The following is a 14695-nucleotide window of genomic DNA, read 5'->3' as shown; positions in this document are numbered from 1 at the left end:
GTTCCCACGAGTCTTCCGATGTCCGATCCTGCCAGCCTCCCCGATCCCTTCGGCCTTTCGGGACGCCACGTCCTGGTCACCGGCGCCGGCGGCGGCATCGGGCGGGCAATGATCGAAGCTTTCCTGCGGGCCGGCGCCATCGTCTCGGGCGCCGACCGGGATGCGGCCCTGCTGGAAAGCCTGCCCCTGCAGCACCGGCTCGTCTTCGATCTCACCGACGCCAGGGCTTGCGCCAATGCCGTTGCCCAACTGGTGGCCCAGGGCAACACGCCCGACATCCTGGTCAACAATGCCGGCTTCACCCGCGCCGAGACGCTGGCTGACGTCGACGACGCGGTCTGGGACAGCGAGCTTGCCATCAACCTCACCGGCGCCTTTCATGTCACCCGGCCCGTGATGGCAGCGATGGCAGCGCGCGGCGGCGGTTCGGTCGTCTTCGTCGCCTCGGTCAACGGGCTCGGCCATTACGGCAACCCGGCCTATTCGGCCGCCAAGGCCGGGCTGATCGCCTATGCCAAGTCGATCGCGGTGGAGGCCGGCCGCGACGGCGTCCGCGCCAATGTCGTCTGCCCCGGCTCGGTGCGCACGCCGGCCTGGGACCATCGCCTTGCCAAGGATCCGACGATCCTCGAAGATGTCGTCTCCCACTACCCGCTCGGCCGGATGGTGCGCCCCGAGGACGTCGCCAATGCCGCCGTCTTCCTGGCCTCCCCGCTCGCCGCCGGCGTGACGGGAGCGGTCCTGCCGGTCGATGGCGGCCTGACCGCCGGCAATCTGCGCTTCGTGCGCGACATCATCGAGAGGAGGTCGTGACATGGCGGGCCTGCAGGTCAAGGCGCTGCAAAAGCGATATGGCTCGGCCGTGATCCTCAAGGGCATCGACCTCGATGTCCGCGACGGCGAATTCGTGGTGCTGGTCGGCCCCTCCGGCTGCGGCAAGTCCACGCTGCTGCGCATGATCGCCGGCCTCGACGAGATCTCGGACGGCGAATTGTGGATCGGCTCCAAGCTCGCCAACAAGCTGTCGCCGCAGCAGCGCAACATCTCCATGGTGTTCCAGAGCTACGCTTTGTTCCCGCACATGACCACGCGCGCCAATATCGGCTTCGGCCCGCGCATGCGCGGCGAGAGTGCCCAGTCGATCGAGCCGCGCGTCAAGAAGGCGGCGAGCGTGCTCAACCTGCACGACTATCTCGAGCGCTATCCTCGCCAGCTCTCCGGCGGCCAGCGCCAGCGCGTCGCCATGGGCCGTACCATCGTGCGCCAGCCCGAGCTCTTCCTGTTCGATGAACCGCTCTCCAATCTCGACGCCAAGCTGCGCGTGCAGATGCGTACCGAGATCAAGGCGCTGCACCAGGACCTGAAGACCACCATCGTCTACGTCACGCATGACCAGATCGAGGCCATGACCATGGCCGATCGCATCGTGGTGATGAATGCCGGCCATATCGAGCAGGTCGGCACGCCGCTCGAGCTCTATGACCGGCCTGCCAACCGTTTCGTGGCGAGTTTCCTCGGCTCGCCCTCGATGGGCTTCATTCCCGGTACGGCCGAGAAGGGCGATGGCGCGCCGCGTCTGCGCACCAGGAACGGCCTCTTGCTGCCGATGGGTGACAGCACCGCCGCTTCCGGGCAGGCGGTCGAGATCGGCATCCGCCCCGAGCATTTCATCGTCGGCGATGCGCAGACCGGCTTTCCCTTCGTGGTCGGCGTGGTCGAGCCCACCGGCGCGGAGACCCATCTGTTCGGCACCATCGACGGCACCGAGATGCGCGCGGTGTTTCGCGAACGCCTGTCGCCCCAGTCGGGCGAGACGCTCTACCTTGATGTCAACAGGGCCAATGTCCACGTCTTCGACCCGCAGAGCGGTGCGAGGCTGTAGCTGATATCACATGCCCTTCGACACCAATCCCTTCCCCGACGATTCCGAACGCCACGCCCTTTGGGAGATGCTGGTCCGCCGCGACATCGAGGCCTATCTCGGGGCGGACTGGCCGGCGGTGGAAGACGATTTCCTCGCCGAAACCTTCTTCGGCCTCAGCGGCCTCAAATCCGCCAATCCGGACGAATGGCGCATGATCTTCCCGCGCCTCGACGATTACCGCGACCGCTGGCTGAGCCAGGCCCGGCTCTCGGCGGCCACCGCCTATGCCGAGCCCCGCCGCGAGGCGCTCTATCGCATCACCACGCTCCAGGACATCGACATCAATGGCGAGCGGGCGGTGGCGCACAAGAAGTTCGACGGCACCATCGCGAAGGCCGACGGCAGCATCGATACCATCAACTGGCAGACCCTCTATCTGTGCAACCGGGTCGACGGACGCTGGAAGATCGCCGGCTTCGTCGGCTACCTGCCCAATCCGATGGGGATATCGGGCTGAACGCAATACAGTTCACTTAAGCGTCTTGGAGTTTGCGCGACCTTTGTCATTGCCGGGCTTGACCCGGCAATCCAGCTCTTTCGCGCGGATATTGGATAGCCGGGTCAAGCCCGGCTATGACAAATCGGAGGACTCCTTCCTTTTGTGAACGGCATTGGGGCTGAACGCCCCCTGCCCTACAGCTCGCCCTTCTTCAGGCTGGATGCGATGAAATCGGCCTGTCGGATGGCGAGCGCCACGATAGTCAGGGTCGGATTCTCCGCGCCGCCGCTGGTGAACTGGCTGCCATCCGAGACGAACAGGTTCTTGATGTCGTGCGTCTGGCCATGCTTGTTGACCACGCCGTCGGATGCCTTGGCACTCATGCGGTTGGTGCCGAGATTGTGGGTTGAAGGATAGGGGGGCGTCGGGAAGGTCCTGACTGCGCCGACCGCCTCATAGATTGCCTGTCCCTGCCGATAGGCATGGTTTCGCATGGCAGTATCGTTCTCGTGGTCGTCGAAATGCACATTGGCGACAGGCATGCCCGCCTTGTCCTTGGCGCTTGCATGCAGGGTGATGCGGTTGGCCTCGCTCGGCATGTCCTCGCCGACGATCCACATGCCGGCCATGTGGTCGTAGCTGTCGAGCGCCGAGGTGAAGGAACGCCCCCAGGCACCGGGATCGAGAAACGCCGCCATGAAGGGCAGCCCGAGCGAGAGCGTCTCCAGCTCATAGCCGCCGGCAAAGCCGCGCTTGGGATCGTGGCGCGCCTCGTCCCTGACGATGCCGGCCATGGTGGTGCCGCGATACATGTGCACCGGCTTTTCGAAAATGCCGTAGACCGAGCCGGTGGTGTGGCGCATGTAGTTGCGGCCGACCTGGCCTGAGCTGTTGGCGAGGCCGTCCGAAAACAGGTTCGAAGCCGAGTTGAGCAGCAGGCGCGGGCTCTCGATGGAATTGCCGGCAACCGCGACGACACGCGCCTTCTGGCGTTGCGTCTTGCCGTCCTTGTCGAGATAGACCACGCCGGTGACCTTGCCCTTCGCATCATGCTCGATCTTGACGGCCTGGCTGTTCGGCCGGACCTCGAGATTGCCGGTCTCCTCACCCTTGGGGATCTCGGCGTAGAGGGTCGACCATTTCGCGCCGGATTTGCAGCCCTGGAAGCAGAAGCCGATCTGCTGGCAGGAGCCGCGCCCGTCGCGCGGCTGGCTGTTGATCGCCATGCGGCCGGTATGCACTTCCTTGTAGCCGAGCTTCTTGGCGCCGGCCTCCAGCACCTTGTAGTTGTTGTTGCCGGGCAGGCCGGGAATGTTGTTGGTGCGCGTCACCCCCATCTTGTCCTCGGCCTTGGCGTAATAAGGCTCGAGTTCGGCGAGGGTGATCGGCCAGTCCAGGAGATTGGCGCCCGGCAGGCTGCCATAGGTGGAGCGGATCTTGAATTCGTGTTCCTGGAAGCGCAGCGAGGCGCCGGCCCAATGCACGCTGGAGCCGCCGACCGCCTTGACGATCCAGGCCGGCAGATTGGGGAAGTCCTTGTGCACGCGCCAGCTTCCGGACGTGGTGCGCATGTCCTTCCAGGCAAGCTGGCCGAAGCTTTCCCACTCGTCGTTGACGAAATCCTCGATCTCGTAGCGGCCCCCTGCTTCCAGGATCACGACCTTCACGCCCTTGAGGGCCAGTTCGGTGCCCAGCGTGCCGCCGCCGGCGCCGGAGCCGACGATCACCACGACGGAATCGTCGTTCAGATCAAAAGGGGCTGCCATGGTTCTGTCTCCTCCAAGGCGTCCTGCGCAAAGACGAGCTCGTCTCAGGCGGCAAGGACGCGTCGAACCAAAGAATTGAGAGTAAAAATGCGTTCTCGCTGAAACGCGTTCTGCTCAGGGAATGGATGCCGCCGGCAGGAAGATCCGGCCGGTCAGAATGATCGAGGGAAGCCGATATCGGCAGGCCGGGTCAGAGCCACTCGATGTCGGAGAAGCCGCGATTGATGTAGCCGCCCTTGTCGGCGGAGGAGCCCTCATAGCCAAAGAGGGGCCAGACCTCCTTCTGGTTGTAGAGGCTGACCACCAAGCCCGAGCGTACGGCAGCGAAGAAGGGCGAGGCCTCGACCTTGCGCAGGATCGCCAGCCTCTCCTCTTCCCAGCCGAGATCGGCATAGCGCTTGCCGCCCGCCGCCGCGGCCAGCCCGTCCAGCGTGGTCACGCCGTCCTCGAACAGGGCCTTGCTAGCCGCATCCTTGCCGGCCTTGGCATCGAAATCCTTGACGGCAATGGCGTAGTAGCGATCGGGAAGCCGGTCATACGGATAGATGTCGCGCGACATCCGGACCAGCGTTTCCAGCGTCTCCGGCTTCAGCGCGCCGGCTTCGAGCGCCCAGGCCTCCCGCGGGCAGTAAAGCGCCCCGCCGGCGACCACCAACGCAACGCCGGTCGCAGCCGAGACGATAAAACCGCGACGGGACAGTTCACCTGCCTGCCTGGCCTTCTTCATGTTGTCCTCCCTGCTTGTTGCGCCGGGGCTGCCATCGGCGCCCCGGTCTGCCGTTCTTGTCATTCCGTGCGACCGCGCGATGGCGGCCGCAGACTATTTGTAGCGCCCGCCCCGCTGCAGGACCTCGATCTTGTAGCCGTCCGGGTCCTGGATGAAGAAGAAGCGCGCGGCGCCCGAGCCATCCGGGAAGGAGAGGCTCTTCAGATCGCCGGGCATGAGGCCGAGGGCCGAGACCTTCGCATGCGCCGCTTCGAGGTCCGGCACGGAGATCGCCAGATGGCCATAGCCGTCGCCAAGCTGGTAGGGCTCGGTACGCCCCTTGTTGACCGTCAGTTCCAGCTCGAAGCCGGTCTCGTCGCTCAGATAGATCAGGGTGAAGCTCTCGAAGGCGAAGCGGCCGGCAACTTCGAGCCCAAAGGCCTTCCGGTAGAAATCGACCGAGCGCTCCTCGTCGAGAACGCGGATCATGCTGTGAATCATGCCCATGGCAACTGGCCTCTACTTTTGAACGCTGAGTGACTTGAGATAGGCGATGATCCGCGCCCGTTTGGCGGGATCGGCCTGGCGATAGGGCATGGTCGAGCCCGGCCGGAAGGCCTGGGCATTGGTGATCCACTTGTCGAGATTGTCGGCATCCCAGGTGAAGCCGGCATTGGCGAGGGCAGCCGAATATTTGTAGCCCGGATAGGTTCCTGCCTTGCGGCCGACGAGACCGGCCAGGTTCGGCCCCTGGCGCGGGCCTGCCGCGGGATCAACGACATGGCAGGTGCCACAGCTGGTGACGAACTGCTTCTGAGCGGCTGCGAGATCATCGTCCGCCTGGGCGGTGGAGATGCTGAACAGCAACGCTCCCGCCACGACGGCAAGCGCCTTGCCCATCCCTCCCTGCGTCCCACCCATCATGACCGCCTGCTTCGTTTGCGACTATGGCCAGGAGGTTAGGTGCCGGCTTCAGGCACCGGGTAGTAATATTGCATTACACGTCGAGAATTCGGAAAATAGGCCGGGTTTCAGCACGGGTCCCCGAGGGCAACCGCTTCCACCCCTACTCCGCGGCAACGAGGTCGAAGGCGGCAGGCCGGCGCGAGGTGGCCGGCCGCAGTTCGGCGACGTATTTCAGGCAGCAGCAGCGCAGGAGCGAGGTGAAGTTGCGGACGTCGCCGTGCAGGTCCAGCACCTCGTCATGCAGGCGGGTGACGAAACGGCCAAGCGACATGCCCTGGTCGACGGCAAGCTGCTCCAGAATGTCCCAATAGACGGCTTCGAGGCGAATCGAGGTGGCATGACCGCCGATACGCACCGAACGCGTATGCGTCTCATAGGTCTCCGGCGGCTGGGAGGCGAACAGATGGCACATGGCTTTCCCCCGATCGGCGCGTCCCTGCGCTTCCTGCCGGTTGCGGCACGTCGCGAAACGCTTTGCTTTCTTTGACTCTTTCCAAAGAGAGCGGCTCTGTCAATCGGCGAACGCCACACCAAGACGTTACCGGTATCGGGGTGCTATTTCGCGCCCACCCGCCGGACCCTGAGCTCGTTGCCGGCCCTGGCATCAAGGCCGATCATGTCGAGGATGGCGATGAAGGCGATCACTCCGATCACCGCAAAGGCAATCTGGAAATCCACCAGCGGCAGTGAGCCATTCGTGCCGGGGAACCAGAGTTCCGCCAACCTGAGCGCCGCGGCGGCCACGCCGACACCAAGGCCCATCGACATCTGCTGGGCGACGTTGAACAGAGTGTTCGCCCCGCTCATCCGCGCTTCCGGCACCTCGGCGAAGGCGATGGTGTTGAGCGCGGTGAACTGCATCGAGCGCGTCAGGCCGCTGGCGAACAGCAAGGCGCAGATCAGCGGGAAGGGCGTCGCCGGCGTCAGCAGCGCATAGGAAGAGATCAGCACGGCGTTGAGGAGGCCATTGCCGAGCAGCACCTGGCGGAAGGTAAAGCGCCGCAGCACCGGCGTGGTGAAGGGCTTCATCACGATATTGCCGGCGAACACCCACAACACCAGCAGACCGGCCTGATAGGCGTCGAGCCCGAAGGCGAGCTGGAACATCAGCGGCGCCAGGAAGGGCACGGCGCCGATGGCCACGCGGAATATCGAGCCGCCCCAGATGGTGATGGAGAAGCTGCGGATGCGCAGGGCCCAGGGATCGACCAAGGGATGCGCGGCGCGCCGCGCATGGAGAACCGCCGCCAGCGTGACCACGGCGCTCGCCGCCAGCCAGATCGCCGCCAGCGCCATGGAGCCATCCTGCCGCGAGATCAGGTCCAGGCCATACATCAGGCCGAAGCAGGCGACGCCGATCAGGACGAAGCCCGTCCAGTCGAACGGCTTGGCACCGTCTGGCTTGCCGGCGGGAATCAGCTTCATGGTGAGGAGGAAACCAATGATGCCGAGCGGCACGTTGAGGAAGAAGATCCAGTGCCAGGTCGCATAGGTGGCGAGGAAGCCACCGATCGGCGGGCCGAGCACGGGTGCCGCCAGGCCGGGCCAGGTGATGGTGGCGATCGCCCGCATCAGATCCGGCTTGGCGGTGTTGCGCAGCACGATCAACCGGCCGACCGGCACCATCAAGGCGCCGCCGACGCCCTGCAGGATGCGCGCCGCCGTGAAGACCGGCAGGCTGGTGCTGAGGCCGCACAGGATGGAAGCGAGCGTGAAGATCACGATCGCCCAGCCGAACACCGCGCGCGGGCCGTATTTGTCGGCGACCCAGCCGCTGGCCGGGATCAGCACGGCCAAAGTGAGCAGATAGGCGGAGATGCCGATATTGAGGTCGATCGGCTGCACGCCGAAGGAATCGGCCATCTGCGGCAGGGCGCTGACCACCACCGTGCCGTCCAGCATCTCCATGAAATAGGCGCCGGCGACGAGGAAGGCCAGGATGGAACTACTCGCCGGCTTGGATGTCATGAAGGTCGGTTCCGAAGACGAAGGCGGCTGGTATTATCCGCCGCGCCATTGGTCGGACCATAGAAAAAGAAGACGGAGCTGGAAAGAGAAAGCTTGAGGGCGAACTTAAAGGGAAACGATCATTTCCAAATTCACCCTCGCCCATAGGCCCTGACGAAAAAGGCCACCGTCATGCCGACCGCAATCGCCAGCGTGGCAAAGCGTACGGCGCCGGATGGCAGCCGCCGGCCGGCCTGGGCGCCGAGATAGCCACCGGCGAGCGCCCCGCCTCCCACGATCAGTGTCTGCGGCCAATGCACGGCACCGGCCAGCGCAAAGCAGAGCACAGCGGCGGTGTTGGCCGCCGTCACCATCAGCGTGCGTGACGGGTTCAGCGCCTTGAAATCGGCACCATCGAGCAGGCTCCAGGCTGCGATCATCATCAGCCCCACGGCGCCGCCGAAATAGCCGCCATAAAGACCGAGCAGGACCTGGATCGCCAGCACCACAAGGGGCCCGGCCGCCAGGCGCGCCCGCAGCGCGGCGCCGAGCCGCGGCCCGGCTGCCAGCATGAGGGTGGCAACCAGCAGCAGCCAGGGCAGCAGCTGGTCGAACATGGTCGTTGGCGTCCACAGCAGGAGGAGTGCGCCCGCAAGGCCGCCCGCCAGCGTGACGGCGAGCATCCAACCGGCCGGCGCGCCGCAGATCGGATCGAAGCCGCTGCGATAGACATAGGCACTGGCCGCGCCGCCGGGATAAAGCGCCACCGTGCTCGAAGCATTCGCCGCAACCGAAGGCACACCGGCGGCAATCAGGGCCGGCAGCGTCACGAAGGAGCCGCCGCCCGCCATGGCGTTCATTGCACCAGCAAGCAGACCGGCACCGGCAAGCAGGAAAAGATCGGACATACGGGCTTCCTGACATTCGGCAACCCGGTTGACAATCGGGAAGATCCGATCCTTTCCTTCGGATAAAACGAAGGAAGAGCCCATGCGTTTCGATCTCACCGATTTGCGCCTGTTCGACGCCGTGGTGCGGGCGGGCAGCATTTCCGGCGGGGCCGAGCGCATGCATATGGCGCTTGCCTCCGCCAGTGCCCGGGTGAGCGGCATGGAGGCTGCGCTCGGCATCGCTCTGTTCAACCGCAGCCGCCGCGGCGTCGAGCCGACGGCGGCCGGGCTGGCGCTGCTGCACCACGCCCGCGCCATCACCGCGCAGGTCGAGCAGATGCGGGGCGAATTGCTGTCCTTCTCCTCCGGCCTCAAGGGCGAGATCCGCATGCTCTCCAACACTGCCGGGCTGGTCGAGCTGGTGCCGGCGGCCTTGCGCGTCTTCCTGGCCAGCCACCCCGGCGTCGACATCGACATCGAGGAAAGGACCAGCGCCGAAATCGTCGAGGCGATCGGCGCCGGCATGGCCGAGTTCGGCGTGATCGCCGCCACCGCTGATCTGGCGGAACTGGAGACCCGCACCCTTGGCGTCGATCGCCTGGTGGCCGTAACGGCGAGGAGCAGCGCCCTCGCGGCCCGGCCGGAGATCGGTTTTTCGGAACTGATCGGCGAACCCTTCGTCGGCCTGGCCGGCGGCGCCCTCACCGACCATCTCGCCCGCCAGGCCGCGCGCCTCGGACGGCGCATCGCCTATCGCGTCAGGCTGCGCAGCTTCGATGCCGTCGCCCGCCTGGTCGAGGCCGGCATCGGCGTCGGCGTATTGCCGCAGGCTGCCGTCGAGCGCTATGGCAGCCCGCATTTGGTCGCGCTGCGCCTGAGCGACGGCTGGGCCGACCGGCACCTGGTCGTTTGCGCCAAATCCCTCGCCGGCCTGTCGATGCACAGCCGCTTGCTCATCGACGAACTCCAGCGGCAGGGGATGGCGACGCACGGGCCTGGCGACGAGACAAAATATACCGGATATCTGCCCCACAATCCCTGACAGGCCCGGCTTCCCCAAGCGTGGCGTCAGGCAAACACCATCTCGACCGAGCCGAGGTCGCCGAAATCGGCGGCGAAAGCCTGGCCGACGACCGCCTGCAGGATCAGCGGCCCGCCCCCGATGGCGATGAGGTTGCCCGGCGGCACCTGCCGGCCACGACGCGCAAGGTAGAGTGAAAGGCTGGCAATCGCCTGCCTGACCTCGCGCATCACCTGCTCGCCCCGGCTGCGGCCGACCACCGCCCCATTCATACTGGCGACGACCTCCAGGCCTCCGAGATCGGCCAGTTGGCGGTCGAACACGGGCCTGCCCTTGGCGGAGGCCACGTGCAGGCCGAAATCGGCCGTGGCCGTCCAGGAGTTGAGCGGCACGGCCCCCCTCACCCGACGGCCGAGGATCGTGATCATCGGCACGCAACCAATGATGGCTTCCTCGATCAGCGAGGGCGTGACCGGGCGGTGCGGGTCGGGATAGGAATCTCCCAGCAGCAGGCCGAGACTCCATTCCGCCCCCAGCACGCCCGGCGGCAGGCGGAAAGGACTATGGCTGGACATCATGCTTGCACCGGGCAGCGGCCCGAATACAGGACCGTCGCATTGCAGGATGCGCCGGGTGGCCGGGATCGTCGCCGTCGCGTAGTAGCCGACGCTATTGTCGTCCAGGGCAGCGAATGCAGCATCCTGGACGTCTTCCGCCATCTGTTCCGATGAAATCAGGTGAAGCGGAAGATCGCCGATGGTGCCGCCGGAACGATTGAAAGCCAGCGCCTCACCGAGTTCGGCAATCGACGCCTTCATTCTCATCCTCGATCGGTTCGAAGCCCAGCCCAGCGCGCCATTATACCGTCGCCCGATGCAGGCCTTCAAATCAGGAGATCGTCCTATTTCGGCTGGAGAGCATAAGGGACGTATAAAGGAAATGGCTGCCGGCAAGACGACCGGCGTCTCCAGCGCCCAGCGCCTTGTTCAGCGCGAAACGCCTGTCCGGCCCCGGCTCTGCTTCATGCCGGTGGGCGAAGAGTTCAACCCGTCGCGATCGTTCACGCCGTGCCACCCGCCAGGGCCCGATCACGCCCAGCGGCATATGCCATTGCGTAAACTTAATGTGAGGCGGCACGGCGAATGAAAAACAACCGCGACTGGGGGAAAGAGGCAGGCTTTACCGGGTATTTCAGGCATTCCTGCCTCGCCTGAAGCGCGAAGCGGGATGGTGGAGCTGATGAGATTCGAACTCACGACCTCTGCAGTGCGATTGCAGCGCTCTCCCAACTGAGCTACAGCCCCGGCTGCCCGGAAGCGTCGCCATTTAGTGTTCGTGCCTCCCTCCTGTCAAGCGGACTTGGCATATATCCAGGTCCGCTGGCTGAAGATGGCCGAGCCTCAATGGCGCAGTGCCCTTCCCGGGACCGTGGGTGTCCCCGTCCGCGGTTCCAGGAGGGGTGGAAACCGAGCGGAATTTGGAAATCCTTAACCGAATTCTGAGTCTTGGCGAGGCATGGTGGCCCGGAACGGGCTGGGTGCCGATCAAGTTTGGTTTTGCCGTATCGATGGATGTGTTCTCTAGGATTCTCAGTCTGGCGATTGCCTGGGCCTTCGAAATGGTCTTCGGCTATCCGCGCTGGCTCTATGCGCGGATCGGCCATCCCGTTACCTGGATGGGCGCCCTCATCGGCTGGCTCGACCGGCGCCTGAATTTCGCGGAGGATGCCCCCTCCACCCGCCGGGGCGCCGGCATCGTCACCACCGGCGTCCTCGTGCTGGTTGCCGGGGTCGGCGGCTATGTCGTCGAGCGGCTCTGCCTTTCCCTCACCTATGGCTTCATTCCGCTCGGTCTGATCGCTTCTTCGCTGATCGCTTCGAAGAGCCTGGGCGATCATGTCGAGGACGTCGCGCATGGGCTGGAAGTCGGCGGCCTCGCCGGCGGCCGCAAGGCGGTCTCGATGATCGTCGGGCGCAATCCCGAAACCCTGGACGAGCCCGGTGTCTGCCGCGCCGCGATCGAGAGCCTGGCCGAGAACTTCTCCGACGGCGTGGTGGCGCCGGTGTTCTGGTATGCCCTGTTCGGCCTGCCCGGCATTGCCGTCTACAAGATCATCAACACGGCCGATTCGATGATCGGCCACCGCACCCCGCGCCACGAGGCCTTCGGCTGGGCCGCGGCGCGCCTCGACGACTGGCTGAACCTCATCCCCGCCCGTCTGACGGCCCTGGTCATCAGCGCCGCCGCCTTCATCAGCCATCGCCGCGGGCGGGCCGCCCTCGCCGCCGTCAGGCGCGATGCCGGCAAGCACCGTTCCCCCAATGCCGGCTGGCCCGAGGCGGCCATGGCCGGCGCGCTCGACCTGCGCCTCGCCGGTCCGCGCATCTATGGCGAGACCCTGGTCGAGGACGCCTACATGGGCAATGGCCGGGCTGATGCCGGCGCGGCCGATATCCGCCGCGCCCTCGACCTCTACCATATGGCCTGCGTGATCCTGTCGGCCGTGATCGGGCTGCTGACCTTCTACCTGATCTACATGCAATATCAGTGAGGGAATTCCGGATGCCCGTGCACCGGAAGCTCCTCCGCCCTACAGCCCGATGATCCGCCCGATCATTGCCATGTCGAGATGGCGAGCGAGGTGGGCTGCGAAGGCGTCCAGCGTCTCCTCCACCACGGCGTCATAGGCCAGGTTGCTGCCCTGTCCGCCGAGACGAGCGAGCCAGGCCGCACGCTGGCGGTCGTCGCCGAACAGGCCATGCACATAGCAGCCGGCGATGCGGCCGTCGGCCGAACTCGCTCCATCGAGACTGCCGTCATCGAAACGCAGCAACGGGCGAGCGAGCGCGGGCCCCTCGGTGACGCCGACATGCATCTCATAGCCGGAGAAGGGCTCCTCGTCCGCGCAGCTCTGCCCGCTCGCCGCCACCAGCCGCTTGTCGCCGCCGAGGCGGGTGACGACATCGAGCAGGCCGAGGCCCTCGACCTCGCCCGGCGGCCCCTCGATGCCGTCGGGATCGGCGATGACAGTGCCGAGCATCTGATAGCCGCCGCACAGGCCGAGGACATGGCCGCCACGCCGGACATGGGCCGCTATGTCGATGTCCCAGCCCTCGGCGCGCAGGAAGGCGAGGTCGGCGATGGTCGCCTTCGAGCCGGGCAGGATGACGAGATCGGCCACCGGCAGGGGACGGCCGGGCTTCACCATCACGAGATCGACCTCGGCCTCCTGGGCCAGCGGATCGAGATCGTCGAAATTGGAGATGCGCGGCATCATCGGCACCGCGATGGTGAGCTTGGCACCGGCGCGGCGCGAACCATAGGAGCCGAGCGCCAGTGCATCCTCCGCCGGCAGCCGCCCGGCCTGCGGAAAATGCGGCACCAGGCCGAGAGCCGGCCAGCCCGAGCGCTCGGCGATGAAGGCCATGCCGTCGACGAACAGGCTGGCATCGCCGCGCATCTTGTTGACGATGAAGCCCTTGATCAAGGCGGCGTCCTCGGGGTCGATGGCTGCCTTGGTGCCGAGGATCTGCGCAATCACGCCGCCGCGGTCGATGTCGCCGGCCAGCAGCACGGGGGCGTCCACCGCACGGGCAAAGCCCATATTGGCGATGTCGCCGGCGCGCAGATTGACCTCCGAGGCCGAGCCGGCCCCCTCGACGAGCACGAGATCGGCTTCGGCTCTGAGACGCTCGAAACTGTCGAGCACGTCGGCCATCAGTGCGGGCTTGAGCGCCTGGTAGTCTCGTGCCCTAGCCGAGCCGCGCATGCGGCCCTGCACGATGATCTGGGCCCCGATCTCCGATTGCGGCTTCAAGAGCACCGGGTTCATGTGCACGCTGAGCGCAACCCGCGCCGCCCGGGCCTGCAGCGCCTGTGCCCGGCCGATCTCGCCGCCATCCTCGGTAACCGCAGCATTGTTCGACATGTTCTGCGGCTTGAAGGGGCGTACTCTCAAGCCCTGGTCGGCGAAATGGCGGCACAGCCCCGCCACCAGCAGCGACTTGCCGACATCCGAGCCCGTGCCCTGGATCATGAGGATTTTGGCGGTCATCGATGTCACGAGCTCCTGCGCAGCCGTCCCAGGGGAATGAAGTCCGGCGACGTCGGCGTACAAGGCCTGCGTTCCCAATCGCCATACCAGGCTTCCACCTCGAGGCCCACTTCCTCCAGCGCCTGTTCCAGCTCGGACCGCGGGGCAAAGGCGATGCGCGAATGGGACGAGAGCACCCGCCCATCGCCAAGGACGCGATAATGGGTGCCATAGGTCACGATGTCAGTGGCGGGGTCATGCGAAACATCGTTCCAGGCCTCGACCGCTCCGAAACGCGGATGCTCGATCCGCCGGCTCGATTGCTCCGGCGTCCATTCCCGCCACTCGGCCACGGCCGGGTTACGGCTGTCGAAGATGAAACGCCCCCCGGGCTCCAGATGCGCAGCGATCGTGCGCAGAGCGGCGATGCGATCCTCCGGCGTGAGGAAGACCTGGAAGGCATGGCCGGTCATCACGATGAGCTCGAAACGGCGGCCCAACCGCACGGTGCGGCCGTCGCCCTGTATGAAGGTCACCCTGTCGCCGCCCTGGCGGCGGCGGGCGATATCGAGCATGGCAGCGGCTGGATCGACGCCGAAGACGGTGCAATCCGGCTCGAGCGCCACTTCCGCCGCAAGATCGCCCGTGCCGCAGCCGAGATCGAGCACGGAGGCACAGCCCGCCGCCAAAGACCGGCAGCAGGCGCGATCGGCGCTCCACTCGTTCTCGACATCATAGAAGCTGGCGATGTCCGGATCTTCATAGAGCCGGTCGGGGCGGGCATTGTCGTGGTTCACGGGCTTGTCGGTCCTGCTAGGCTCGTTCGAAGAATTGCCTGCCTATCACCCCTATCGGGCGCCGCAAAGCCTGCCGATTCGCTGCGCTCGAAGCGACATCTGTGCCCGGCTGAACAGGCTTTCAGGCCAAACACGCATATGGACATGGATTTGCCACGCACAGGCTTATGATGGGTGGGTACTGGAATCACCCGGCTGGGCGGCCT

Annotated in this window: 15 protein-coding genes and 1 tRNA gene; 5 read left to right on the top strand and 11 right to left on the bottom strand. The window is 65.7% G+C overall.

Features of this window, described 5'->3' with window-relative positions:
- Positions 1-18: 18 nt before the first annotated feature.
- The 3 genes from ACTJKX_RS34130 to ACTJKX_RS34120 are packed head-to-tail and all read left to right on the top strand — an operon-like array spanning position 19 to position 2381.
- Entirely contained in the window at positions 19-813 is a 795-nt protein-coding gene (locus ACTJKX_RS34130; RefSeq protein ID WP_394315765.1) for an SDR family oxidoreductase, read from the top strand.
- 1 nt (position 814) lies between these two features.
- Positions 815-1882 (top strand): ABC transporter ATP-binding protein, encoded by a 1068-nt coding sequence (locus ACTJKX_RS34125; RefSeq protein ID WP_440728028.1) that lies wholly within the window; start codon positions 815-817, stop codon positions 1880-1882.
- Between the two features lie 10 nt (positions 1883-1892).
- Entirely contained in the window at positions 1893-2381 is a 489-nt protein-coding gene (locus ACTJKX_RS34120; protein WP_440728027.1) for a hypothetical protein, read from the top strand.
- Between the two features lie 176 nt (positions 2382-2557).
- On the opposite strand, the gene ACTJKX_RS34115 is transcribed toward ACTJKX_RS34120, so the two are convergent.
- The 7 genes from ACTJKX_RS34115 to ACTJKX_RS34085 form a co-directional block, all read right to left on the bottom strand.
- Positions 2558-4129 carry a GMC family oxidoreductase gene (locus tag ACTJKX_RS34115; RefSeq protein WP_440728026.1) on the bottom strand — a complete coding sequence of 524 codons (1572 nt, stop codon included), beginning with the start codon at positions 4127-4129 and terminating at the stop codon, positions 2558-2560.
- Between the two features lie 190 nt (positions 4130-4319).
- Positions 4320-4856: a twin-arginine translocation signal domain-containing protein gene (locus tag ACTJKX_RS34110; RefSeq protein WP_440728025.1), complete on the bottom strand. Its 537-nt coding sequence runs from the start codon at positions 4854-4856 to the stop codon at positions 4320-4322.
- 93 nt (positions 4857-4949) lie between these two features.
- Positions 4950-5324 (bottom strand): VOC family protein, encoded by a 375-nt coding sequence (locus ACTJKX_RS34105; RefSeq protein WP_440728024.1) that lies wholly within the window; start codon positions 5322-5324, stop codon positions 4950-4952.
- Positions 5325-5354: 30 nt separating this feature from the next.
- A complete protein-coding gene (locus tag ACTJKX_RS34100; RefSeq protein WP_394315579.1) occupies positions 5355-5759 on the bottom strand; it encodes a c-type cytochrome in 405 nt (134 codons plus the stop codon).
- 142 nt (positions 5760-5901) lie between these two features.
- Positions 5902-6213 carry a ribbon-helix-helix domain-containing protein gene (locus ACTJKX_RS34095; RefSeq protein ID WP_311932746.1) on the bottom strand — a complete coding sequence of 104 codons (312 nt, stop codon included), beginning with the start codon at positions 6211-6213 and terminating at the stop codon, positions 5902-5904.
- Between the two features lie 143 nt (positions 6214-6356).
- Entirely contained in the window at positions 6357-7769 is a 1413-nt protein-coding gene (locus tag ACTJKX_RS34090) for an MFS transporter (protein ID WP_440728023.1), read from the bottom strand.
- A 131-nt stretch (positions 7770-7900) separates the two neighbouring features.
- Positions 7901-8656 carry a sulfite exporter TauE/SafE family protein gene (locus tag ACTJKX_RS34085; RefSeq protein WP_367626429.1) on the bottom strand — a complete coding sequence of 252 codons (756 nt, stop codon included), beginning with the start codon at positions 8654-8656 and terminating at the stop codon, positions 7901-7903.
- Positions 8657-8738: 82 nt separating this feature from the next.
- On the opposite strand from ACTJKX_RS34085, the gene ACTJKX_RS34080 reads away from it, so the two are divergent.
- Positions 8739-9680, top strand: a complete 942-nt coding sequence (locus ACTJKX_RS34080) for a LysR family transcriptional regulator (protein ID WP_440728022.1) — start codon at positions 8739-8741, stop codon at positions 9678-9680.
- Positions 9681-9706: 26 nt separating this feature from the next.
- Here the strand turns inward: ACTJKX_RS34080 and ACTJKX_RS34075 are convergent, their stop codons facing one another.
- Together ACTJKX_RS34075 and ACTJKX_RS34070 are read right to left on the bottom strand one after the other, a co-directional pair.
- Positions 9707-10477, bottom strand: a complete 771-nt coding sequence (locus ACTJKX_RS34075) for a hypothetical protein (protein WP_415086256.1) — start codon at positions 10475-10477, stop codon at positions 9707-9709.
- 410 nt (positions 10478-10887) lie between these two features.
- Positions 10888-10963: transfer RNA gene (locus tag ACTJKX_RS34070), tRNA-Ala, on the bottom strand.
- A gap of 263 nt (positions 10964-11226) precedes the next feature.
- Here ACTJKX_RS34070 and cbiB point away from each other — a divergent pair.
- Complete coding sequence (gene cbiB, locus ACTJKX_RS34065; RefSeq protein ID WP_440728030.1) at positions 11227-12210, top strand: adenosylcobinamide-phosphate synthase CbiB; 984 nt, start codon at positions 11227-11229, stop codon at positions 12208-12210.
- A 39-nt stretch (positions 12211-12249) separates the two neighbouring features.
- Here cbiB and ACTJKX_RS34060 read toward each other — a convergent pair whose 3' ends face one another.
- Both ACTJKX_RS34060 and ACTJKX_RS34055 read right to left on the bottom strand, forming a co-directional pair.
- Positions 12250-13713: a cobyric acid synthase gene (locus tag ACTJKX_RS34060; protein ID WP_440728021.1), complete on the bottom strand. Its 1464-nt coding sequence runs from the start codon at positions 13711-13713 to the stop codon at positions 12250-12252.
- Positions 13714-13718: 5 nt separating this feature from the next.
- The gene (locus tag ACTJKX_RS34055; RefSeq protein WP_440728020.1) at positions 13719-14489 is read right to left on the bottom strand and encodes a class I SAM-dependent methyltransferase; all 771 of its coding nucleotides are present in this window, start codon (positions 14487-14489) and stop codon (positions 13719-13721) included.
- Positions 14490-14695: the final 206 nt, after the last annotated feature.

It is taken from the genome of Labrys sp. 22185, assembly GCF_052045555.1.
In the GTDB taxonomy this organism is placed as follows: Bacteria; Pseudomonadota; Alphaproteobacteria; order Rhizobiales; family Labraceae; genus Labrys; species Labrys neptuniae.
Note: the sequence above shows the minus strand (reverse complement) of the source record. Positions and strands in the feature narration are given on the sequence as shown.

Bases quoted from the DNA above. Each gene is read 5' to 3' on its own strand.
- ACTJKX_RS34130 (WP_394315765.1), top strand. From the start codon at position 19: ATGTCCGATCCTGCCAGCCTCCCCGATCCCTTCGGCCTTTCGGGACGC.
- ACTJKX_RS34125 (WP_440728028.1), top strand. From the start codon at position 815: ATGGCGGGCCTGCAGGTCAAGGCGCTGCAAAAGCGATATGGCTCGGCC.
- ACTJKX_RS34120 (WP_440728027.1), top strand. From the start codon at position 1,893: ATGCCCTTCGACACCAATCCCTTCCCCGACGATTCCGAACGCCACGCC.
- ACTJKX_RS34115 (WP_440728026.1), bottom strand. From the start codon at position 4,129: ATGGCAGCCCCTTTTGATCTGAACGACGATTCCGTCGTGGTGATCGTC.
- ACTJKX_RS34110 (WP_440728025.1), bottom strand. From the start codon at position 4,856: ATGAAGAAGGCCAGGCAGGCAGGTGAACTGTCCCGTCGCGGTTTTATC.
- ACTJKX_RS34105 (WP_440728024.1), bottom strand. From the start codon at position 5,324: ATGATCCGCGTTCTCGACGAGGAGCGCTCGGTCGATTTCTACCGGAAG.
- ACTJKX_RS34100 (WP_394315579.1), bottom strand. From the start codon at position 5,759: ATGATGGGTGGGACGCAGGGAGGGATGGGCAAGGCGCTTGCCGTCGTG.
- ACTJKX_RS34095 (WP_311932746.1), bottom strand. From the start codon at position 6,213: ATGTGCCATCTGTTCGCCTCCCAGCCGCCGGAGACCTATGAGACGCAT.
- ACTJKX_RS34090 (WP_440728023.1), bottom strand. From the start codon at position 7,769: ATGACATCCAAGCCGGCGAGTAGTTCCATCCTGGCCTTCCTCGTCGCC.
- ACTJKX_RS34085 (WP_367626429.1), bottom strand. From the start codon at position 8,656: ATGTCCGATCTTTTCCTGCTTGCCGGTGCCGGTCTGCTTGCTGGTGCA.
- ACTJKX_RS34080 (WP_440728022.1), top strand. From the start codon at position 8,739: ATGCGTTTCGATCTCACCGATTTGCGCCTGTTCGACGCCGTGGTGCGG.
- ACTJKX_RS34075 (WP_415086256.1), bottom strand. From the start codon at position 10,477: ATGAAGGCGTCGATTGCCGAACTCGGTGAGGCGCTGGCTTTCAATCGT.
- cbiB (WP_440728030.1), top strand. From the start codon at position 11,227: ATGGATGTGTTCTCTAGGATTCTCAGTCTGGCGATTGCCTGGGCCTTC.
- ACTJKX_RS34060 (WP_440728021.1), bottom strand. From the start codon at position 13,713: ATGACCGCCAAAATCCTCATGATCCAGGGCACGGGCTCGGATGTCGGC.